We start from the raw sequence: 21,654 nt of genomic DNA, 5'->3' as shown, positions 1-21,654 counted from the left end.
ATGTATATTGGAAATGGTTCTCTTTTAATTGCTGATGCGAAAAAGTGGGATAAAAAATACAAGGATGGTTTATGTCATTAATGAATGCGTGCATTTTAATGCTGCTGTTACAGCCATTGTTTGTATATTTAGCATTATTTAAGAAATCAACAGGAAGTGGGATTAAATCAGTCGATAATGATGATGCTAGTTATTTATTTATCGCTCCAGGTTTGTCGGTCTTTTATATTGAACAATTTCCTGAAGCCTTGCTTTTCTTTACAAGTATATGCTTACTGGGCCTTTTTCTGGCCAAAATAGTTGAAAGTAAAGCCAATAAACCTTTAACGAAAAATGATGCAATCGGTTTTACAATTTCTAGTTTTCTTTTTTTTGGTATTTTAAAAATACTTATATTCACCATTTCAACTTATTTTTTCGCTGATGTAACGGCAGAAAATACAGCGTCAGCAAATCAGATAGAAGCAGGCTCTGAACAATCAATACTTGAGTATTTCAGCATTGAATTTTTGTATAAACAACTTTGGCCTAGTTTTTACTGTTTATGTGGTATGTTAAGTTGCTATTTATTAAGTCGGCTCTCAGCTACGCATTTCGATATTGCTAGCTTACTCCTTTACCCGTTGGCATTTTTAGCAAGTTTCTTACCTCTCTTTGGCGATAGTTATATTCTTTGTATGTTTTTGAACTTTTTCATTTATTTATTTGGTTGTAGTTTATGTGTAAGAAGTCAGTCTGACCCATCAAGCTCAGGAGTCGCTATAGTTTATGGTTATATCTTTATGATGGGCATTGGAATGAGTGTCTTTATTAAGTTTATTTACGAAATAATCAAGCTGCTAAGTTAGGTTAAAGCGCCTCGGTAAATTTGTTGTGCGCTATAACATAGATGAAATCTGGACTGGACGACGATGAAGGTGGACATTTAATCGCTTCAATTTTTAATGGTCCGGGTGAGCAAATCAATTATGCTGCTATGGATGGCAATATCAATAAAGGTGCTTGGAAGAGCATGGAAAATAAATGGGCAAAGGCTTTACAAGAAGAGCCACCTAAGAGTGTTGAAGTGGAGATTCGAGCTATTTATGAGAATGATAGTAAACGCCCGTCATCCTTTGATATATTTTATGAGATTGACGGTGTTGAAGAGTTTGTGAATTTAAAGAATAAACCTGGAGGCTAAATTAAATGAACGTTGATGATATATATAACAGTGTCGCACAAAATATGTTAGTAAATATAGGCAGGCAAGAATGGTCAAAAGCTGTAATTGAAGTAGAGTATTATGGAGATGATGCACTTAAGATGAAAGGCGGCTTTCATCAAAAAAATACAGATTTTACTTCATTTAAGTTTAGAAATTTTGATAGAAAAATTGTAAATGATTTTCAGCAGCTCCATGAAATTACAACTGAAAATGATTCGAACAAGTGGAATCGTGCTGTATTTTATTTGAAGCCAACAGGTGAATTCAATATTGATTTTTCATGGGATCAAGAATTGGCAGATGAAATAGAATGGTTAAATGACGAATAAATTTTTCGATAACTTTTACAATTTTAAAGGCTTTGGCCCCGCGATAAAAGCGACAATGCCAACACAAGAGACACTTGACTTTTTTAAAGATAAGCTCCCTGAGCGCTTATTGGAATACTGGCAAGAGTATGGTTTTTGTGGCTGGGGTAATGGCATTTTTTGGATTGTTAACCCACAGGATTACCATGAAATTTTACAAACTTGGCTTGAGGGTACCGAATTCGCTGAACGCGAAAACAATGGAGTTGATAAATATTATGTAATTGGTCGCGGTGCTTTTGGAAATTTACTTATTTGGGGGAAAACATCAGGTCAGAGTATAGATGTTAATTCAAACTTTGGAATGATTTTTCCAACAGATTACTCTGAAAAATTAAAGGAGCGAGGGGAGGAACGTTCAATTGACTTATTTTTTGCAGTTCGAAGAAAAGAGTCATTTGATCAAAAAGACATTAACGAAAAGCCTTTGTTTGAGCGTGCACTAAAAAACCTAGGCCCATTAGAAGCCGATGAAATGTATGCGTTCGTTCCTGCGTTGGCTCTTGGTGGTGTGAATAAGCTTGAAAATTTGCAGAAAGTAAAAGCGATTGAGCATTTGAATTTTCTCGCTGAATTGGGCGAGAAACGCATAATGGCTGATATTGTCGCTATGTCTAATGAACTACATAAGAAGTAACGCTGTAGCGGTTAATCACTTTGATTTAGTCATAATCAATTGAGTATCACCTTGGTGAATTAAATAAGCTATTTCATCGAGTGCTAATGACATTAAATATTTATATATTGGGACCCTATAACAAATAATAACTCTTCTGTTAGTGAAGTTAGAATCTCTGAGTTTGATATTTAAATTTAAATGCTATGGGACAATTAATGAAAGTTGATAGAGAGTTTAATACAGATTTAAATCAGGTTAATGGTAGGCTTGCTTTTCCACGAAAAATGATAGGCAGAATTAATCAAGCTATAACAATACGAAGAGACAATTTAATTGCTTTTCCAAAACAGTTTTTGTCATTAGCGCGTTGGCTCACTTGGGAAGTCCAAACCAATAAAATAGAAAGAGAATCTGCAACAGGTTTGCGCTATGCTGCAAAAATGTACGCGGCTTTTTTGAAGCTCGCAGAGCATCCCGAGCAAGACTTTACGTTTAAGATATTCGATTTACCTGCAGTGACTTGGAATGGGCTAGGAATGTTAGAAGATGGTCGTGCTCACCCAAGTCAGTGGCTTGATGCCTATTTTTTAGCTGTGATCACGCGCGATTCTGAAAGTATGGATAGCTTAGCGAACTTCCCCGTTGAAATTATGAAACAAAGTGCCACAAAAGCAGGGCCTGTTTCATATAAGTTAGTCGAAGTATTTCAAGCTTTCCATCACAGGCAAGATAATTATCCATCGTTACTCAACCAGTGTATGAAAGTGGCAGTAGATCAAGGTAACGATTGGGCACTGGGCATAGCAATGGGGTATTTAGAAACGTTTGCAGCACTCACCACCGACATTGGGTTTGACTTCAATGAAACGCTTGCAAAAAATATTCAGCTACAAGAAAAATATTGGATAAATGCAAGTGGTCCAGACACTGACCCAGTTGAATCATTTTTACCTCTTCAACTGTTGGGCATGGCATGTATGTGGCGAGATATGGGTAATACTGTAACGGTTGAAAGTGATTCACTACCTCGCTTTTTAATCGAAGGAACCTATTTTTAATATTCACTTATAAGCTTTAAAAGTAACGACTTAAAAACCTAAAAACTAGGCACGTATTAAATAAATACTTAGGTGTATGATGAAACAATTGATTATTAGCATTTGTTTGATTTTTACTTTTTCTTGTACTGACGCTTTAAGTGATGATGACAAAACGTATGTTAGCCTTGATGTTATTGAGATGAATGTAGAAAGGGTCAATGACAATTTGTTTCGTTGGCTTAAGTTTCATCCTGATAGCGAGTTCCCTTGTTTAAGACTAGAGATTTTAGAAGCGGGTAGTAATGCGCTTATCAAACGAAAGAATATATGTAACGTGTATGATGAAGCGTTAAAGGTGACACATGATTTTAAAAAATTAACATTTTTAGATATCTACAATCTGAATGTTAATTCACAAACTCTGACATTTGATTTAGAACTCTCTTTGTTGGGTCAGAATGTAGTTAATATGAATTGTTCAATTAAGATTGAAAATACAGATTTTTCTCCACTTGAGTGTCACCGTTTATAGGTGGAGGAATAGCCTGCGGCTGGATTGATGCTAGCTGCTATAAGAATACGTAAGAAACCTTACAATTTCGTAGTTGAGCACAAAGTTGATGACGAGTTAGATACTGTAAATTTTAAGATTTAACTTGAAGGTTAATTATGGCAAATACAATAAATGATATATATCAATCAATAGCCGAAGATATTTTTGGAAAAATTCAAGATGAATGGACAGAAGCTTGCTTGTATGTCGAATATTATGGAGATTCAACTAAGTTTAAAGGACTGTACGCGAAGAATGAAAATGATAAGCCCAGTATTCAATTTAGAATCAAACATACATTATTTGATAGCTTTGAAGAACTGCATGAAATTATGACTGAAAATGATTCGAACAAGTGGAATCGTGCTGTATTTAATCTAAAGCCAACAGGTGAATTCAATATTGATTTTTCATGGGGTCAAGAATTGGCAGATGAAATAGAGCGACTGAATGATGAATAAATTTTTCGATAACTTTTACAATTATGCGGGATTTGGTCCCGCGATAAAAGCGACAATGCCAACACAAGAGACACTTGACTTTTTTAAAGATAAGCTCCCTGAGCGCTTATTGGAATACTGGCAACAGTATGGTTTTAGTGGCTGGGGTGATGGTATTTTTTGGATGGTTAACCCGCAGGATTACCATGAAATTTTACAAACTTGGCTTGAAGGCACCGAATTCGCTGAACGTGAAAAAAACGGGTTAGATAAATATTATGTTATTGGCCGCGGTGCCTTTGGAGATTTAATTGTTTGGGGGAAGACATCAGGTCAGAGTATAGATGTTAATTCAAACTTTGGCATGATTTTCCCTACAGATTACTCTGAAAAATTAAAGGAGCGAGGGGAGGAACGTTCAATTGACTTATTTTTTGCAGTTCAAAGTAAAGAGTCATTTGATCAAAAAGACATTAACGAAAAACCTTTGTTTGAGCAAGCATTAAAAAACCTAGGCCCATTAGAAGCCGATGAAATGTATGCGTTCGTTCCTGCGTTGGCTCTTGGTGGTGTGAATAAGCTTGAAAATTTGCAGAAAGTAAAAGCGATTGAGCATTTGAATTTTCTCGCTGAATTGGGCGAGAAACGCATAATGGCTGATATTGTCGCTATGTCTAATGAACTACATAAGAAGTAACGCTGTAGCGGTTAATCACTTCAAGTAAGTAATCAATAGAGTATCACCTTGGTGAATTAAACAAGCTATTTCATCGAGTGCTAATGATATTAAATATTTATATATTGGGGCCCTATAACAAATAATAACTCTTCTGTTAGTGAAGTTAAATTTTCAGAATTTGATATCGATTAAAGGGAGTTAATAGGTTAACAAATGAAAATAGAAAGAATTTACAAATCTAAGTTTGAAAGTATACCTCTTGACGAATGGCTAGAATCTCCAAAGAGAAGAATGAAAAAAATTCCTACAAATATAATAAAGCGAAGAGATAATTTGTTAAGCTTTTCAAATTTATATATTAGTTTTTCACGTTGGCTCACTTGGGAAGTCCAAACCAATGAAATAGAAAAAGAGTCTGCATCAGGTTTACGCTATGCATCTAAAATGTACGCAGCTTTTTTAAAGCTCGCAGAGCATCCCGAGCAAGACATAATGTTTAAGATATTCGATTTACCTGCAGTGACTTGGAACGGTAAAGGTATGCTCGAAGCGGGTTATGCAAACCCCGAGGAGTGGCTTGATGCCTATTTTTTAGCTGTGATCACGCGCGATTCTGAAAGTATGGATAGCTTAGCGAACTTCCCCGTTGAAATTATGAAACAAAGTGCCACAAAAGCAGGGCCTGTTTCATATAAGTTAGTCGAAGTATTTCAAGCTTTCCATCACAGGCAAGATAATTATCCATCGTTACTCAACCAGTGTATGAAAATGGCAGTAGATCAAGGTAACGATTGGGCATTAGGCATAGCAATGGGGTATTTAGAAACGTTTGCAGCACTCACCACCGACATTGGGTTTGACTTCAATGAAACGCTTGCAAAAAATGTTCAGCTACAAGAAAAATATTGGATAAATGCAAGTGATCCAGACACTGTCCCAGTTGAATCATTTTTACCTCTTCAACTGTTGGGCATGGCATGTATGTGGCGAGATATGGGTAATACTGTAACGGTTGAAAGTGATTCACTACCTCGCTTTTTAATCGAAGGAACCTATTTTTAATATTCACTTATAAGCTTTAAAAGTAACTCCTTAAAAACCTAAAAACAAACAAGCACGCATTTCAAATGATGAGTGTTTGACTACATTTAACCGTAGTTGGTTTGCGCAGCTTTTTTACGCCAGCTGCGAATAAGCCCTTTTGACTCATAAAAATGCAAGGTCGAAACTTTTACGCCACTGCGTTTTGCCACAAAGCCAACCGCTAGGTTTGCATCAATAAGTTTTTTATCTGACATAATTTGCTCCAAGGTGTTGACCTAAAGTTAGCTTGAGGTTTTACGCTGCACACATCATAAAAAAGGAGTGATAGTCATGCAACAAAAACCAACAACAAACACGGTAATTATTTATTCAAGTGCACGAAAAACGGGTAACACGAGCTTACAAGTTAATGATTATAAAACCCAATATGGCGGCGATGTAGTATGTCTAGATGACTATGTTATTTCGCCATATTGCTACGATAAGCAATATAAAAATGATGATTTTTATGCGGTATTTGAAGCGCTGTTGAATTATCAACACTGGGTACTGGCATCGCCAGTGTATTGGTATAACACCACACCGCAGTTTAAAGCATTTTTAGACCGGATCACTGACTACATGGATGATGACGCACTCAGGCCAAAACTGAGAACACTGCGTGAAAAGCAGTTTTCATTGCTCTCAAATGCAGGGTCTGCTCACGCACCTAACGCGTTTATCGAGATGTTTAAAAACACCTTTAATTACTTAGGCATGACCTTCAAAGCACATCAACATATTGATGCTAGTTAAACGCGTTTAAACAAGGTAGGCTAGAGTAAAAAGCAACAGGAACTTTTATGAAATCAACACTGTTAGGTTTTTCTTTAGCCTTGTTATCTTCGTTTAGTCATGCAGAGCAAGCTGAGCCCGCGATCAAAGGTTTTGGTTATTATTATGACGTGCCAAACCATGCAGAAATCTCTGAACAAACGGTTTTTAAAGTGGCATTTGATGTAGCTGATGCGGCAGAAAAAGGGGCGCAGAATAACAATATGAACTCATTAGCACGGTTCATTAATATGCACATAGCCCATGGTGTGAAGCCTGAGAACATTCAACTTGCTTTGGTTGTGCATGGTGGCGCAAGTGTTGATGTACTGGAAAACAGTTTTTATAAACAGCGCTTTGCCAGTGACAATAAAAATCAGCAATTGATCTCTCAATTGTTAGCGCATAATACCGTTGTTTATGTGTGTGGGCAGTCTGCAACGCACATGAAGGTAAAACAGCAACAGCTTATTCCTGGTGTGCAAATGGCGTTATCGGCGATGACCGCTCATGCACAGTTGCAGCAACAAGGTTACACACTGAATCCATTCTAATGAATATCTTATGTTTCGGTGATTCAAACACTTATGGCATTTCGCCGGTCGATGGTAAACGCTTTGCAGCCGATGAGCGCTGGCCTAGTTTACTGGGTATTAAATTAGGTGCCGGCTATCAAGTTATTGAAGCCGGCCAGCCCAATCGTACACTGGTGAACGACCCACCTTTTAGTGGTAATAAACTGGGCATTAAATACCTAGAGCCTTACCTAGCGGCTTATCATTTAGATGTGATTGTTATTCAGCTCGGCACGAATGATTTAAAGCGCCGTTTTGCACTGTCGGCTGCTGATATTGCCAACGCACTAGAAGCACTTATTTTAGATATAAAAAACTATTATCGGCACCGTGAATTACCCAAAATAATAATTTTAAGCCCGCCAGCGGTGTATGAGGTTGGCGCGTATAAATCTATTTATGCAGGAGCGAATGCTAAATGTGGTGAGCTAAAGCTAGCTTTTTCTGAAGTGTGTGCGAAGCAGCAGGCTTTGTTTCTAGATTTAACTTCTTTAGCCACTCCTTGCCTGCAAGAGGGAGTGCATTTAACCTTTGAATCGCATAAGTCTATAGCAGATCACGTGTTGCGCTTAATAGTCAAATAAAAAAGCCACAGGTTGTAAAACACTGTGGCTTGGGTATTGATTGACTTACAACCAAGGGATTTTAGGAGAGTTTAAAACTCATAACTTACGCTTAAACGCGTGGTGCGAGGCATAATATAACGGCCATTTGGTGCATCAGCATTACGAGGATCACCTTCGGTAATGCCTTGTTCATCAGTTAAGTTATCAATAGCTAACTGTATTTTAATACCTTCCATAGGCTCAATAATTAAACCTAGGTCAACTTTTTCATAGCCTTCTAATGTAACAGTATTTTCGTTGTCGCCCCAACGATCATCAACTGCTGAAATTGTGCCGTATAGAGTTGCATACATGCCGCTGACTTCAAAGTCATAGCTCGGTGTAACACGTACTTGCCATTTTGGCTGACGTTGGCTTTCGTTGCCTTCGTTGGTCGGGCTTTCTGTGATCTCAGTTTCTTGCAGTGTTGAGTTTAAGTTAACTGAGAAACCAGATTCGTGGTTATAGTTGTAATCAAGCTCAATACCGTATGCTTCATTTGTTAAAATTTCAGCAGGGGCGCCTGGACGACGAACAAAAGTGTCACCTTTTACTTCATTCGTGAATAAAGTGGCATAAAAATCAGTACTATCGGTCAAAAGCTTGTAACCGAATTCAGCCTGTGTCACTTCTTTGATTAACTTTTCGCCGCCTTGGTAAGCGCCGTAGTTATCACGAAAATCATCGAAATAAGGCATTTTATAACCACGGTTAACACGTGCAAATACACCCATATCATCATTAATTGAGTAGTTAATACCTGTTGTCCATGATGTTTTGCTTTCATCGTACTGGATAGATTTAGTAATAACACCATCTAGGCCTTCATCTACAGTGTATTCTACTTCGTGATTTTCAAAACGAATACCTGCATCAAGTGTGAATGCATCATTGATTTTATACTGAGCTGTTGAGTAAAACGCATTGGTGCGTGCATCACCTGTCGAGTTAATATCGTAGTTCCATGCACAACCTTCAGTACTTGCATTACACTCAATGTCATTTAACATCTCACCGCCTGCTTCAAGTACATGATAAGCAGCGTTTCCTAAGCTCCACCAGTCGTTTGCAGATGTGCTTGCTGTGTAATAACCGAATGCGGCAGACAGGTCACCAAAGTCTTTAGAAAAGGCAAGATCATTAGTGAATGAACTAATTTCTTTTAATACAACCCAACGGCCAAGTTGTTGTACTGGTGTATCTGCATCATAAACAGTGCCTGTTGCTGCACCTGCTGCGGTTTCACCATTAGTTGCTACTTCACCCAATGTTGTTGCAGAGCCTGCTGGTACAAGGCCGTAGGTATTTGCATCACCTTTAGTAAAGTTAAAGCGATCTACAAACTGCCAGCCATTATCAAATTCAAGCTTGATGCTACCGCCAGATACATGACCTTTCCAACCGCGCCCTTCACCTAAGTCAATTTGATGTTCATCATTGTTAGGGCCAGTATATATAGTTGCTTGACGATTTAGAGTGCCAAGTTGTGTGTAGCCAGCATCAATACCTTCAACATTTAAAGGCGTAGGTAAGTACCACGCACCGTGATCATCGGTATGACGGCTGTATAAGTTGATGGTGCCATTGTCTAGCACCTTTGTAAGGTTAATCGTAAATTGATTGCCTTTTTCTGAGGTAAAACCTGCGTCACGAATACCAGGTGAACTCTTAACGTAACCACCTACCATGTAGTAAAAATCTTCAGAAATTTCACCACTTACCATCGCATCAATACGTTGTAGGTCATAATCAGATGTTGTGTACTTAAAAATAGCTTCGGTATCTTCGCTACCGCGCTTTAAGCGGAAGTTTGTTGTTAAACCGGGCTGACCGTTTGAAACAACTGGGTTAGGGCCACCGCGAAGTGCTTCCATTGTCTCAATTGTTTCATCAAGGCGGAAAATAGAAGAGTTTTCTAAAAATGAGAGCGTCGGAGCAGGGTAGATAGGAGAGCCATCAATGCTAATTGTTAAAAATGGTGCATCACCACCACCCGGAAAGCCACGTACAAATACGTTCGCGCCTGATTCACCACCAGAGCTTTCTACCCAAACACCAGGTACAGCTTTAAACAAGTCCGCGGTGCTTTTAGGTGAAAGTTTAACAATTTGGTCAGCATCAATATTCGTCACGGCATAACCAGCGTCAATTTTGCGAACACCTACACCACCTGGTGTACCAGATACAATAATGCGTTCTACTTTTTCTTCTGCTGCCTGTTGTGTCTGCTCTTCAGCAAAAGCAGTTTGGCCTGACATTGCTAAAAGAATTGCGGATGCAATTGCAGTTCGTGTGTGTTTTGTTGCCATAGTTTTTTCCCACTAATCTGTTGTTAAGTACACTGCATAACAAGATTTTAAAAAATTGTTAATGCTTTGCCTATTTAAACCATAGAAGTTTATGCAAACGTTTGCAAACAATTTTGTAACTGTTTTTCACAATTTTCTTGGTTTCTTCCAGTTAACTTGGTTTTGTTATTGATTTTTAATAAAAAATTTTAAGCAGTTGTTTGTTTAAAAAAATGCTATATTGTTATCCCAGTTTAAGGATTACTGTGTTACTGCCATGAACGATAAAAAATTAAAATTAGTTGATCTTGCTAAATTAGCAGGTGTATCTACCTCGACAGTGTCAAGAGCACTTAATGATAACCCTTTGATTAAACTAGAAACTAGGCAGAAGCTTCAGCGTTTAGCGAAGAAACACAACTTTAGTCTGAATACTGCTGCAAGCCGTCTTCGAACGCAAAAAACCAATGTGATTGCTGTGATGATCAATCTTGATGGTGACACAGAACAATCAATTAATGACCCTTTTTTACTGAAACTTGTTGGCGAAATAAACCTTGCACTGAATAAGCATGGCCTCGAACTGTTACTTTCTAACTCATTTATGGCAAGTGATGATTGGGTCAATTATTTCATCAACAGCCGTCGGGCTGATGGTTTGATTGTTGTCGGACAAGGCAAAAGCCAGGCGAATATTGAGGCAGCTGCAAATGCGGGTGTTCCATTGGTTGTTTGGGGAGATCCAAAAACAGAAAGTAATTACCCTATAGTTGGTAGTGATAATTACTTGGGAGGCCGTTTAGCCACTGAACGCTTACTTGAGCACGGTGCAAAAAATGTGTTGTTTTTGGGCGATCCTGCTCACGCTGAAATTGGTGAACGCTACAGAGGCTACTTAGATGCAGTTTCAAAGGCAAAAGCCACGCCAAATGTACTGTCTATCGATATCACGAGTAAAGCTGCCTATCAGGGTATAAATCAGTTACTGGTAGATAAGGGGCTTTGTTTCGATGGGATTATGGCATGCAGTGATATGGTCGCTCTTGGCGCTATGAAGGCCCTTAAAGAACGCTACATCAGTATACCAAATGATGTTGGTCTTATCGGATTTGATGACATTTCTATGGCTGATATTAGTCATCCATCACTTTCAACTATTAAGCAAAATACCCAGCGCGCCTCTATTATTTTGGTTGAAAAACTACTTGCACAACTCGCAGGCCAAAAAGTTAACTCCCAAGTTGTTGAAATTGAAATGATAAATCGACAATCTAGCAAATAGAGCTCGGTTTTTTGTGAATAAATTGTGTATTTTGTTATTGCAAACGTTTGCAAAAGAAATTCCACTCAACTAGACTGAGTAAAAATTACTTTCGGTATAGTTAAATGGCTTCATTAAGAATTACCATAGCGTTAGCAAGCAGCTATTTTGTATTTGCAATTATGCTCAATAGTGTAGGCACTGTTATTTTACAAGCAATTAATAGCCTGGATGTTAGCAAGACGGATGCCTCTGTTTTAGAGGGATTTAAGGATTTGAGCATTGCCATTATGTCTTTTTTAGTCGCTTCATTCATTCCAAGGATAGGCTACAAAATCGCGATGCTCTGTGCGTTATTGTTAGTGTCGGCTCTTTGTTTATTGGTGCCAAGCATTGCTGAATTTTGGGTGCTAAAAGCATTATTTGCTGCAATTGGTTGTAGTTTCGCTGTAGTGAAAATCTCTGTTTACTCAATTATTGGTCAACTTTCTGATAACGCGAACAAACATTCGTCTTTGCTAAACACTATTGAAGGAGTGTTTATGCTTGGGGTGTTATCGGGTTACTGGATCTTCGCATTATTCATCGATGCTAATAACCCCCAAAGTAACGAATGGTTGAATGTATATTACATGCTAGCAGCGATCGTCTTAGTGACTACCTTTACTGTTTTAACAGCGCCAATTAAATCTCCTGAGTTACATAACCAGAAACAGTCACAAGTAGACGCTTTCTTAGATATGCTGAAATTAACTTACCAACCCTTAGTGCTTATTTTTGTAGTTAGTGCTTTTTTATACGTTTTAATTGAACAAGGAGTGGGTACCTGGCTGCCTACCTTTAACAATCAAGTTTTAAAACTCCCCGTTGATGTCAGTATTCAGCTCGCTAGTTTATTTGCTGCAGCGTTAGCGCTTGGCCGTTTGGTTGCTGGGCAAGTACTTAGGTTTATTAGTTGGTTCAAGATGTTATTGACTTGCCTGATTACAATGGGGCTGTTGATTTTACTTGTTTTACCTCTTACTCATGATGTTGATGGCAGCCAAGTAAAAAATATTTTTGATGTGCCTTTTGCGGCATATATGTTGCCTCTAGTCGGTTTTTTTATGGCACCTATTTACCCTTTACTCAACTCAGTCATGCTGAGTTCTTTAGAAAAGCATAAACATGCTGCGATGACTGGCTTAATCGTTGTTTTCTCGGCTTTAGGGGGCACCACGGGTTCAATAATTACGGGCTTTGTGTTCGATAAGTTTAGTGGCCAGCACGCCTTTTATTTAACTTTGCTGCCAATAGTCCTGTTGTTAGTAAGTGTTTCGGCGTTTAAAAAAGCGACGCTTGTTTTAGAAAATGGTCTGACACGTCAGGCAATTAAGGAATGATTATGAACTTTGTTAATAGCCAGCTATTTAAAGATGTGCAAATGGCAGAAATTTTTGCTGATTCTAAAACATTTGCAGATGCAGTCCCCAATTTATCTTGGCAGAGTGCGAGTGAGTTATACCAATTAGTAGGTCCTTTGCAAGGTGAAAAGCTTCGTGAGTTTGTTATGTCGCACTTTTCATTCGCCAACCAAGCTATACCAATGGCGAAACTCAATACGACATCGGTAAACCAGTATATACTCGATCTATGGCCGCACCTGCATCGCAGTGCCGATAGTGATATATCAAGCTCTTTGATGCCTCTACAGTTTGACTACATTGTTCCTGGTGGACGTTTTCAAGAAATTTACTACTGGGATAGTTACTTTACAGCATTAGGCCTTGAGGACATAGGCGACCTGGCAACCATTGAAGCCATGGTTAATAATTTTATTGACTTGCAAAAGCGCAATGGCTGCATTCCAAATGGAAATAGAGTTTATTACAGCTCTCGGTCTCAGCCGCCCGTTTTAGCTTTGATGGTTACGCTATTATGGGAGACTAAATATGAGCAACGCAAAGACTTTTCTTGGCTAGAAAATGCGATAGCGGCATTAGAAGCTGAATATCAGTTTTGGATGAAAGGGTGTGAAGAGTTAGTTGACGATAAACAAGCTACTAAGCGTGTCGTTAAAATGTCTGATGGGGCTATTTTAAATCGATATTGGGATAGCGCCCGCTCGCCACGACCAGAGTCGTTGAAAGAAGATTTGCATGATGCGCAAAATCTTTCAGCTGATCAGCAGCTGAGTTACTTTCAAAATATTCGTGCTGCCTGTGAATCAGGGTGGGATTTCAGCAGTCGCTGGCTCAGTGAGCCAAGTGATTTGAAGAGTATTGAAACAACAAATATAGTACCCATTGATTTAAATTGTTTAGTTTATAACCTCGAAAAGACCTTAGAAAGGTTTTACAGCTTAATTAACAAAGAGCATAAAAGTCGAGCAATTGCTGAACTGGCATTATTTAGACTAGAAGCAATTAATCAATATTGTTGGGACAATGATAAAGGCGTTTATAGAGACTTTAATATTCGTTTAAATAAGCAAAGTCCCATTGATTCTATGGCAATGGCTGTACCTTTATTTGTCGGTGCTGCATCTGAGCAGCAAGCTCAGCAAGTAAAAACTAAACTAATGAGTGACTTTTTAAAACCTGGAGGGTTAGTTACAACATTATCTAATACTCCTCAGCAGTGGGATAGCCCTAATGGCTGGGCACCTCTGCAATGGTTTGCTGTTAAGGGTTTGCTTGACTATGGCTTTATCAGCGAAGCTGAAGCTGTCATGAAAAATTGGTTGAGTATGATCGAAATGCGTTTTGCTGAGGATAAGTGTCTTCTTGAAAAATACAATGTATGTGAATTGGTAAGTCGTGCTGGTGGCGGTGAATACACAGTACAACAAGGGTTTGGTTGGACGAACGGTGTAACATCACGTTTTTACAAACTGCTCAATGACTCACTGTAAAAGGGGAGATGTGAGTATGGTTATTTACAATTTGTTAACTCGCGCGCCTAATCATCTAAATGGATTGGTGATGTTGTAAATTACTAAAATAAAGGGTTATAAATGGTTGAATCATGTATCCAAATTGGGTATTGTGAATAAAATGTTTCAAGGAAGAAATGAGATGATTCAACCAACTTCTGTTTTTCTAAAAGCACAACCAAAACTGCAAAACCGTAGTCAAAGCTATCAATATTTGATCAAGATGCTTGATGCATTCTTTGTCCGCGTCAAAGTAGATACAAGCTTACCCCAAGATGCGATGCGCGACGAATTTGATCTTTATCTGATAGATAGCACTAACACCGATTGGAAAGACCTATTACCAGCAGAATTAGTACAACTTGCTAAGCAAAACTCAGTGGTTATTTTTAATGCAGATGCTGACGCCATCTGTGAAAAGAACCTACTTTTAAATGGCATTAAAGGCGTGTTTTTTGCCGAGCAATCACCTGAAGATATTTTTTCAGGGCTTGTGAGAGTGATCAATGGTGAGTTATTTTTTAGTCGTAAAAGTATTTCTACAACCTTTAATCACATGCTTTATGCTATGTCTCGTAGTCAATTTAGTGCCAGTAATGATTCGGTAAATAACGATATTGATCTCAGCTTACTAACTAAACGCGAGAAATCAGTGATTCATCTACTTGCACAAGGCGCGAGTAATCGAGATATCGCAGAGCGTTTAAACATCAGCGATCATACGGTTAAAACCCATCTTTACAGCGCATTTAAGAAAACATCATCACGTAATCGCGTAGAACTAGCTAACTGGGCACAAAGCTACATGGCAGTGAGTTTGTCTTTACAAAATACACAGTGATTATAATCCAAAGGTGTAAGTATTGCGTTTAAAGGAGAGTGATTTTACCCAGTGCTTAGCTCTAGCATGGTTAGTAGTAGTTTTTGGTGACGAAAGTCGGCAGTTCATTTTAAGTGTGTGACGCTGTGATGTTCAGCGCCACAATTCAATTAGACCGCTTTTGCAGCCCAAATACCTTTGTTAATACCTTTTAGTACAAGATCACTTAATGCTTTTTCTATTGCTTGAGTTACGCAGATGCTCATAGGCTCGTTGTCGGTAAAACCGGCTTCTGCTTCAGCTAAACGCTTGTAACTGACATAGCGAAAGAACCCTGCGCGCATTTCTTGACTGAGCACTTTTTTGCTTGTCGCAACGGATAGCAAAACTTGGCCTGTGCGAACATCGACAGCGCGTAAATAAATTGAGATTGCATCCTCACGGTATAACTCTGATGCGCCAATCCCGAAGTATTCCATCCCAATACCGCCCGTTTTAATATTAGTATCGTAGCTGATGATACCGCCTTCTAAGATTATTTTTGCAGTCGTAAGCGGTGGCAGTTCAGGCAGTTTGTCGTTTTCGGCTTGCGCGGCACGAATAATTTTACGCTCAGTCAAAATATTTTGTAGACCTTCACGTTCTACCGGAATAAACCAATCTGATTCATGTAATGCTTGCACTAAAATAGAGTTTGCGCCTTGGGTCACTGCGGTAGAAAACGAACTGACATTAGCTTGAGGTTTGTATTGCCCAGTTTGGTCGCGAAATGAATACACAGAAACAGGAATGCTGCCCACTGGTTGTGGAAGTGCTTGCAATGCCTTAAAGGTTTCTGTTGGCTCTAGTGTACTTGCGAGTTGCTTTGTCGGTGGAATTAAATTGCCCATTGATGAACAACCCGACAAAATTACGATTAGTGTGGTTAAGATTAAACTTCTCATTATCCAAACCTCGGTACTTCAATAACTGTAATTGTTCCATCAGAAGTATTTGTTATTCTTACAGTAATAGAATCGCTAGTACTGGTAATGATCTGAATTTCATAATCACCTGTCATGAAGATAGAGTCACCGTTAAAAATACTGTCGTCGATTTCATCACCAAACGCCATATCGGTGATCTCACGAACCATGCGATTTAAATAGGTACGCTCTAATGAGTCTTGAAATTTTTCACCATAAGTTTGTTCGATTGTTGGCGCTTTATGTTTATTCTGGGATTGCGCTTTATTAAGCAGCATGCTGCCATTGAGTGGACTGCCACCAAAACTTGGATTTATAGGGGTATAAACGAGTTCAGTTGCCCAACTGTAGAGGGGGCAGAGTATTATTATTAGTGTTGTTAAGTATTTCATTTTACCATCCATTTTTTGCCATATCAGGTGATGATTGCTGCATTTTGTTACGCGCCATTGCATCCATTACGCTATACATGGCTTGTTTAACACGCTCATCTAATGGCTCTAAACGACGCCCTAGGTAGGTAACGTACACAATTTGGTTGTTCATTCTTAAAACAAGGCGAGTACCCGCTCGAGGTAATACCGTTTCTTTTATTTCGATATTAAAGCCAGCTGTTGAAGGTAAGTCACGCCAAAGATTGGCAAACTCAAAATAAAATTGATGGCCAAATCGGCTAATGCTTCTATCGAGTACTAGACCATCAATTTCGAGATCTTCGCCATAACTAGCAGCACTTTGAGCTGCAAGCAAGATACAACATATGCGGAGAAAGTTATTTAATTTCATAGCGAAATGAGGGAGCAAGGCTCCCCCTAAATATGATTATTCTTGGGTTACAGTCGCGATATTGCCATCACCTAGCTGAGTGATAACGACCGTGCTGTTAGAGCCAATCATTGAGCCTTCTACAAGGTTAGCATTACCTTCTTGGACAACGACCAGTGAATTACCTTCACCACCTAACAAGAATGCGCCTTCACCAATGCCTGCAACAAAGTTTTCAGAACCAGTTTGGCTAATATCAACTGAATTGCTACTTCCTTCCATGATAAGGTCAATCGCATTCAGTTCACCAACTTGTGTGAAAGCAACCTGGTTATTGTTGCTATCAAGCACACTTGCAAACGTTAGTGCGGCTTCATTTAGATTACCTTCTTGGTTAATAGCAATATCATTATCATTTGAAGATAGCGATGTATCTGGATAAGAAGACTGAACCAGTACCGTGTTTTCATCACCTGCTTGTGCAATATCAACGTTATTATCGTTGCCATTGAAGTTAGCAATATGTGCACTGTTTGCATCACCAATTTGGTTTGCAACAAATTCATTATCATTGCCAATTGCACCAAGGTATACATCATTGCCGTTACCATTTTGGAATGCCGTTAGCTCGTTATCATTGCCAATTGCATCTAAGCCTGCAGTATTCCCATCTTGCTTTTGATTAACAAGTAACGTATTGCCGTCACCAATTAATACCGCTGATTCAAAGCTATTGCTGTTGCCTTCTTGGTCTGATTTAACTTCGTTATCATTTCCTGTAACTTCAGCAATTAACGCAGTGTTTGAGTCGCCATCTTGCTCAAGTTCAACTTCGTTGTAATCACCACGAACAGAAGTTAATGTTGCACTGTTAAAGGCACCGGTCTGGTCAATTGTAATGTCGTTGCCATTGCCGACAATTTCATCTGACGTAAAGGCGTTGAATAAGCCTTCTTGAGCTACTTCAATCGTGTTGTCATCACCAATGACAGTATTAAATGTAGCTTCATTTAATAAACCAACTTGCTCAGAGCTTACTGTGTTGCTATTACCTTCTACATCGAAGTTGTAGAACCAGTGGCCCCCATCACCTTGGGTTACAGTAATTGTATTTTCATCACCTGTAACTGTGTTAATAGCTTCATTATTAATACCAAAGAAGCCAGCACCTTGTTGTTCAACACGAATAGCGTTGTCGTTACCTACTGTTTCAGACAGTGCGCCATTCATTGTGCCATTCTGAGTATGAGCAACATCATTGAAATCACCTGTATTATAAATAAGTGATAAGTTAGATGTTTGTGCTTGGTTTACTTGAACCATATTGCCGTCACCAATACTGACGGTTTCTGCACGTTGTCCAGTGCCTTGCTGGGTAATAACTGCTTCATTACCCACACCTGTTACAGATACTTGATCTAGAATAATTGAGTTGCTAACACCTAAAGTTGTTACCTGAGTAGCAAGCTCAGAGCTAGACTGCGCTTTGTCATCAGTATTTGCGTTAGCAGCAAAGCTTGAACCGAGTGCAAAGGTGATTGCACAGGTAAGAAGAGACTTTCTTAACTTCATGATTATTTCCTTTAAATTATTATTAATCAAAGCCCTAAAATATTATTTTTGCTTTTAGGGCCATGTACCGGCATGCCTTGCCGGATTAAATTGCGTGATATTCAAGTGTTCGCTAACAATCAGAAGTGAATGAAGCAAAATTGTTAAATGCACTGAAAAGATAAAGCAATTAACAGAAAATCACTTTAGACAGATATGGAATAATATAAAATCAGCAGTTTTTGTGGTTTTAATTAATTCTTTATTTTCATGATCTTATAATTATCTAATCAGGTTTTGATATGAGGAATTATTACAAAGCAGTAAAAAAGTTTGATAAATAACCTCGGGTAATTGACGCTCCATTTGTCACGAAAAAGGCTGATTTTTATCTGAATTTAGAATCTAAATTGGTAAAAAAGCATGGATTTGCTGCCTGTTTAATTTTTTTCCTTGCCTGTTATCTGCAATTCGCCATTTATGGGGTATGCCGCGTGATAATCATTTTCAGAAGTAATGAGCTTTGGTGGTCGAATCATGTTGATTCGGTCAGTATTACTAATTATGGATAGTAAATATGAAAACTAAATTATCTGTATTAAGCCTCGCCTTATTACCTTGTATAGGTGCTGCGCAAATCAGCACACCAGCAAAAACAACTCTCGTCGGTGCAAGTGAAGATTCTGTACTCGTTATGTATAAAAAGGGCACTTCTGCAGCAATGCGTGCTCATGCTCGTAGCTTAGTCAGAGCCACAATCAGCGATATGAATAAAGATGGTGTTGATGATAATTACTCAGCGATTTTATCTGGCCGTTTAGCTAAGTTTAAAATTGCAGGAATGAGTACAAAAGAAGCTATCAAGCGTCTACAAACTCATGCCGCCATAGAATATGTAGAACCAGATTATCGAGTCTCAATTGCAAGTGCGCCTAATGATCCAGATTTTTCATCATTGTGGGGGTTACACAATGAAGGTCAGACAGGTGGTGTAGATGATGCTGACATCGATGCGCTTGAAGCATGGTCTATCTCAACAGGTAGTCGCGATGTTGTTGTTGGTGTGATTGACACGGGTGTTGATTACAGCCATGAAGACTTAGCTGATAATGCATGGATCAACCCAGGCGAAATTCCAGGAGATGGCATCGATAACGACGGTAATGGTTATGTTGATGACGTTCACGGTATTAATGCTATCACTGACTCTGGTGATCCAATGGATGACCAAGGCCATGGTACTCACGTATCGGGTACAATTGGCGCGTCAGGTAATAACAGCACGGGTATTGTAGGTGTTAACCACGAAGTATCGATTGTAGGTTGTAAATTTTTAAGTGCAGATGGTACCGGTTCCACTTCTGACGCTATTAAATGTATCGATTACATGGTTGATCTTAAGAATCAAGGCGTAAATTTACGTGTTCTAAATAACAGTTGGGGCGGTGGTGGCTTTAGCCAAGCTCTAGCGGATGCTATCACAGCGAGTGAACAAGCTGATATCTTATTCGTTGCTGCTGCGGGTAACGATGCGGTTGATAATGACCAAAACCCTCACTATCCGTCAAACTACGAGCACGACAGCGTATTATCTGTTGCCAGCACTGATAGCAGAGATAACATGTCTAGCTTTTCACAATGGGGTTTAACCAGTGTTGATTTAGGTGCACCGGGTAGTGCTATTTTATCAACGGTACCGGGCAATGGTTATGCTAGTTATTCGGGTACTTCAATGGCAACACCACATGTTGCGGGTGCCGCAGCATTAGTACTATCGATTAATCCTGATTTAACAGCGCTTGAACTTAAAGAGTTGCTAATGAATAGCGGTGACCAGAATGAAGCACTACAAGGTAAAACAGTGTCTGGCAATCGTTTAAATGTGAATCAGGCACTAGAACAAGCTGATCCGACTCCAAGCTTCAAAATCTCGGTTTCGCCAAGTTCACAGCAGATTACTGCTGGTGAAACGGCAACTTATACCTTTGAAATTGGCTCAATCGCCCAGTGGGAAGGTGTTGTTAGCCTAGCACTTCAAGCTGACTTAGCGGGCGCAACGCTATCGCAAACTGAGGCGGTTCCTGGTGATGTAGTTACTTTAACTGTACCAACAGAAGAGGCAACAGCGTGGGGTAGCTATAGTTTTGTTGTTGATGCAACATCGGGCGAGCTAGCTAAACAAAGCAGTGCGTCATTGTTTGTTAACCCTGTTGGCTTAAATGACTTTACTTACTCAAATGAAACACCAGTGTCTATTCCAGATAACAATGACACGGGTGTTGATTCAATCATTACAGTTGCAGATGAGCTGACGGTTTTCTCAACGGATGCAAGTATTGATATTGCTCATACTTACATTGGTGATTTAATCGTTACATTAACGTCGCCGCAAGGTACAACAGCTACACTACACAGCCAATCAGGTGGTGGTGCCGACGACCTAGTACAAAGCTATTCGCTAGCAAACTTTAATGGTGAAGTTGCGACAGGTGATTGGGTACTTAATGTGAAAGACGTACTGTCAGCTGATACGGGTACTTTAAACAGCTGGTCACTGACGTTTAGCGCTATTGGTGAAGTAAGCCCGCAGCCACCACAAGCTGGCTTTGCATTTGAAACATCAGGCTTAAATGTCACTTTCACTAACACCAGCACTGATAGTAACGATGATATTGTTGCTTGGGCGTGGGACTTTGGTGACGGTGCTTCTTCAACAGATGCTGACCCTATGCATAGTTACGCACAAGCGGGTAGCTATGAAGTAACGCTAACTGCGACCGATAGCGAAGGTCAAACAGATACGTTTACACAAACGGTTGTGGTATCTGATGTCGAAATTGAGCTATCTGTTAAACGTGCAAGTAAAACACGATTAGGTACGATGCGTGTTGATTTAGGTTGGCAAACAGTGGCCGATCAAGTAAGCATTTATCGTAACGGTGAACTACTTGAAACAGTCGCTGATCGTGGTTTCTACCGCGATGTACAGCGTAAGGCTGAGTTGCCAAGCTATGAGTATCAAGTATGTGTAACTGAAACGACTTGTTCTAACCCAGTAACAGTGTCCTTCGACTAACATTGTTCCACACGACAAAGCCCAGTTTCCCCGCTGGGCTTTTTTATTTGTATTACAAAATGAGTTTTCTA

Annotated in this window: 22 protein-coding genes and 1 pseudogene; 17 read left to right on the top strand and 6 right to left on the bottom strand. The window is 39.2% G+C overall.

Annotated features, from left to right (window positions below):
• The first annotated feature begins 71 nt into the window (after positions 1 to 71).
• From AOG27_RS16115 to AOG27_RS16075, 9 genes are all read left to right on the top strand, one after another.
• A complete protein-coding gene (locus AOG27_RS16115) occupies positions 72 to 848 on the top strand; it encodes a hypothetical protein (RefSeq protein WP_054554030.1) in 777 nt (258 codons plus the stop codon).
• Positions 849 to 889: 41 nt separating this feature from the next.
• The gene (locus AOG27_RS16110) at positions 890 to 1,183 is read left to right on the top strand and encodes a DNA/RNA non-specific endonuclease (RefSeq protein WP_054554029.1); all 294 of its coding nucleotides are present in this window, start codon (positions 890 to 892) and stop codon (positions 1,181 to 1,183) included.
• Positions 1,184 to 1,188: 5 nt separating this feature from the next.
• Positions 1,189 to 1,536, top strand: coding sequence for an immunity protein YezG family protein (locus AOG27_RS16105; protein ID WP_054554028.1), 348 nt, complete (start codon positions 1,189 to 1,191; stop codon positions 1,534 to 1,536).
• The gene (locus AOG27_RS16100) at positions 1,526 to 2,212 is read left to right on the top strand and encodes a GAD-like domain-containing protein (RefSeq protein ID WP_054554027.1); all 687 of its coding nucleotides are present in this window, start codon (positions 1,526 to 1,528) and stop codon (positions 2,210 to 2,212) included. Before AOG27_RS16105 ends, AOG27_RS16100 begins: the two co-directional genes overlap by 11 nt.
• Positions 2,213 to 2,409: 197 nt before the next feature.
• On the top strand, positions 2,410 to 3,252 hold the full coding sequence (locus AOG27_RS16095) for an immunity 49 family protein (protein WP_054554026.1): 843 nt from the start codon (positions 2,410 to 2,412) through the stop codon (positions 3,250 to 3,252).
• A gap of 79 nt (positions 3,253 to 3,331) precedes the next feature.
• A complete protein-coding gene (locus tag AOG27_RS16090; protein ID WP_054554025.1) occupies positions 3,332 to 3,766 on the top strand; it encodes a hypothetical protein in 435 nt (144 codons plus the stop codon).
• A 137-nt stretch (positions 3,767 to 3,903) separates the two neighbouring features.
• The gene (locus tag AOG27_RS16085; protein ID WP_054554024.1) at positions 3,904 to 4,248 is read left to right on the top strand and encodes an immunity protein YezG family protein; all 345 of its coding nucleotides are present in this window, start codon (positions 3,904 to 3,906) and stop codon (positions 4,246 to 4,248) included.
• Positions 4,238 to 4,924 carry a GAD-like domain-containing protein gene (locus tag AOG27_RS16080; protein WP_235523710.1) on the top strand — a complete coding sequence of 229 codons (687 nt, stop codon included), beginning with the start codon at positions 4,238 to 4,240 and terminating at the stop codon, positions 4,922 to 4,924. The genes AOG27_RS16085 and AOG27_RS16080 overlap by 11 nt, the downstream gene beginning before the upstream one ends.
• Before the next feature lie 195 nt (positions 4,925 to 5,119).
• Complete coding sequence (locus AOG27_RS16075) at positions 5,120 to 5,968, top strand: immunity 49 family protein (protein WP_082389299.1); 849 nt, start codon at positions 5,120 to 5,122, stop codon at positions 5,966 to 5,968.
• A gap of 92 nt (positions 5,969 to 6,060) precedes the next feature.
• Here AOG27_RS16075 and AOG27_RS21285 read toward each other — a convergent pair.
• Positions 6,061 to 6,204, bottom strand: a pseudogene (locus AOG27_RS21285) (MerR family DNA-binding transcriptional regulator); the annotation flags it as partial.
• Positions 6,205 to 6,280: 76 nt separating this feature from the next.
• Between AOG27_RS21285 and AOG27_RS16070 the strand changes: the two are divergent.
• The 3 genes from AOG27_RS16070 to AOG27_RS16060 are packed head-to-tail and all read left to right on the top strand — an operon-like array spanning position 6,281 to position 7,922.
• Positions 6,281 to 6,745, top strand: coding sequence for a flavodoxin family protein (locus AOG27_RS16070; protein ID WP_054554022.1), 465 nt, complete (start codon positions 6,281 to 6,283; stop codon positions 6,743 to 6,745).
• A 47-nt stretch (positions 6,746 to 6,792) separates the two neighbouring features.
• Entirely contained in the window at positions 6,793 to 7,317 is a 525-nt protein-coding gene (locus AOG27_RS16065) for a DsrE family protein (RefSeq protein WP_054554021.1), read from the top strand.
• Positions 7,317 to 7,922 carry an SGNH/GDSL hydrolase family protein gene (locus AOG27_RS16060; protein WP_054554020.1) on the top strand — a complete coding sequence of 202 codons (606 nt, stop codon included), beginning with the start codon at positions 7,317 to 7,319 and terminating at the stop codon, positions 7,920 to 7,922. The genes AOG27_RS16065 and AOG27_RS16060 overlap by 1 nt, the downstream gene beginning before the upstream one ends.
• A gap of 71 nt (positions 7,923 to 7,993) precedes the next feature.
• Here the strand turns inward: AOG27_RS16060 and AOG27_RS16055 are convergent, their stop codons facing one another.
• Positions 7,994 to 10,252, bottom strand: a complete 2,259-nt coding sequence (locus AOG27_RS16055; RefSeq protein ID WP_054554019.1) for a TonB-dependent receptor — start codon at positions 10,250 to 10,252, stop codon at positions 7,994 to 7,996.
• Positions 10,253 to 10,508: 256 nt separating this feature from the next.
• On the opposite strand from AOG27_RS16055, the gene AOG27_RS16050 reads away from it, so the two are divergent.
• The 4 genes from AOG27_RS16050 to AOG27_RS16035 all read left to right on the top strand — a co-directional run bounded on the left by AOG27_RS16050 (position 10,509) and on the right by AOG27_RS16035 (position 15,247).
• Positions 10,509 to 11,513: a LacI family DNA-binding transcriptional regulator gene (locus AOG27_RS16050; RefSeq protein ID WP_054554018.1), complete on the top strand. Its 1,005-nt coding sequence runs from the start codon at positions 10,509 to 10,511 to the stop codon at positions 11,511 to 11,513.
• 104 nt (positions 11,514 to 11,617) lie between these two features.
• On the top strand, positions 11,618 to 12,874 hold the full coding sequence (locus AOG27_RS16045; protein ID WP_054554017.1) for an MFS transporter: 1,257 nt from the start codon (positions 11,618 to 11,620) through the stop codon (positions 12,872 to 12,874).
• Positions 12,875 to 12,876: 2 nt separating this feature from the next.
• The gene (locus tag AOG27_RS16040; RefSeq protein WP_054554016.1) at positions 12,877 to 14,385 is read left to right on the top strand and encodes a trehalase family glycosidase; all 1,509 of its coding nucleotides are present in this window, start codon (positions 12,877 to 12,879) and stop codon (positions 14,383 to 14,385) included.
• Positions 14,386 to 14,548: 163 nt separating this feature from the next.
• Complete coding sequence (locus AOG27_RS16035) at positions 14,549 to 15,247, top strand: helix-turn-helix transcriptional regulator (protein WP_054554015.1); 699 nt, start codon at positions 14,549 to 14,551, stop codon at positions 15,245 to 15,247.
• Between the two features lie 149 nt (positions 15,248 to 15,396).
• On the opposite strand, the gene AOG27_RS16030 is transcribed toward AOG27_RS16035, so the two are convergent.
• The 4 genes from AOG27_RS16030 to AOG27_RS16015 are packed head-to-tail and all read right to left on the bottom strand — an operon-like array spanning position 15,397 to position 18,528.
• Entirely contained in the window at positions 15,397 to 16,170 is a 774-nt protein-coding gene (locus AOG27_RS16030) for a CsgG/HfaB family protein (RefSeq protein WP_054554014.1), read from the bottom strand.
• Complete coding sequence (locus AOG27_RS16025; RefSeq protein WP_054554013.1) at positions 16,170 to 16,595, bottom strand: curli assembly protein CsgF; 426 nt, start codon at positions 16,593 to 16,595, stop codon at positions 16,170 to 16,172. The genes AOG27_RS16030 and AOG27_RS16025 overlap by 1 nt, the downstream gene beginning before the upstream one ends.
• Positions 16,585 to 16,977: a curli production assembly/transport protein CsgE gene (locus AOG27_RS16020; protein ID WP_054554012.1), complete on the bottom strand. Its 393-nt coding sequence runs from the start codon at positions 16,975 to 16,977 to the stop codon at positions 16,585 to 16,587. The genes AOG27_RS16025 and AOG27_RS16020 overlap by 11 nt, the downstream gene beginning before the upstream one ends.
• 36 nt (positions 16,978 to 17,013) lie before the next feature.
• Positions 17,014 to 18,528, bottom strand: coding sequence for a curlin (locus tag AOG27_RS16015; protein ID WP_054554011.1), 1,515 nt, complete (start codon positions 18,526 to 18,528; stop codon positions 17,014 to 17,016).
• A gap of 556 nt (positions 18,529 to 19,084) precedes the next feature.
• Here AOG27_RS16015 and AOG27_RS16010 point away from each other — a divergent pair.
• A complete protein-coding gene (locus tag AOG27_RS16010; RefSeq protein ID WP_054554010.1) occupies positions 19,085 to 21,583 on the top strand; it encodes a S8 family serine peptidase in 2,499 nt (832 codons plus the stop codon).
• The last annotated feature ends 71 nt before the right edge of the window (positions 21,584 to 21,654 follow it).

It is taken from the genome of Pseudoalteromonas lipolytica (assembly GCF_001306915.1).
GTDB classification, from domain to species: domain Bacteria; phylum Pseudomonadota; class Gammaproteobacteria; order Enterobacterales; family Alteromonadaceae; genus Pseudoalteromonas; species Pseudoalteromonas simplex.
This window is presented reverse-complemented; position numbering and strand designations above follow the sequence as displayed.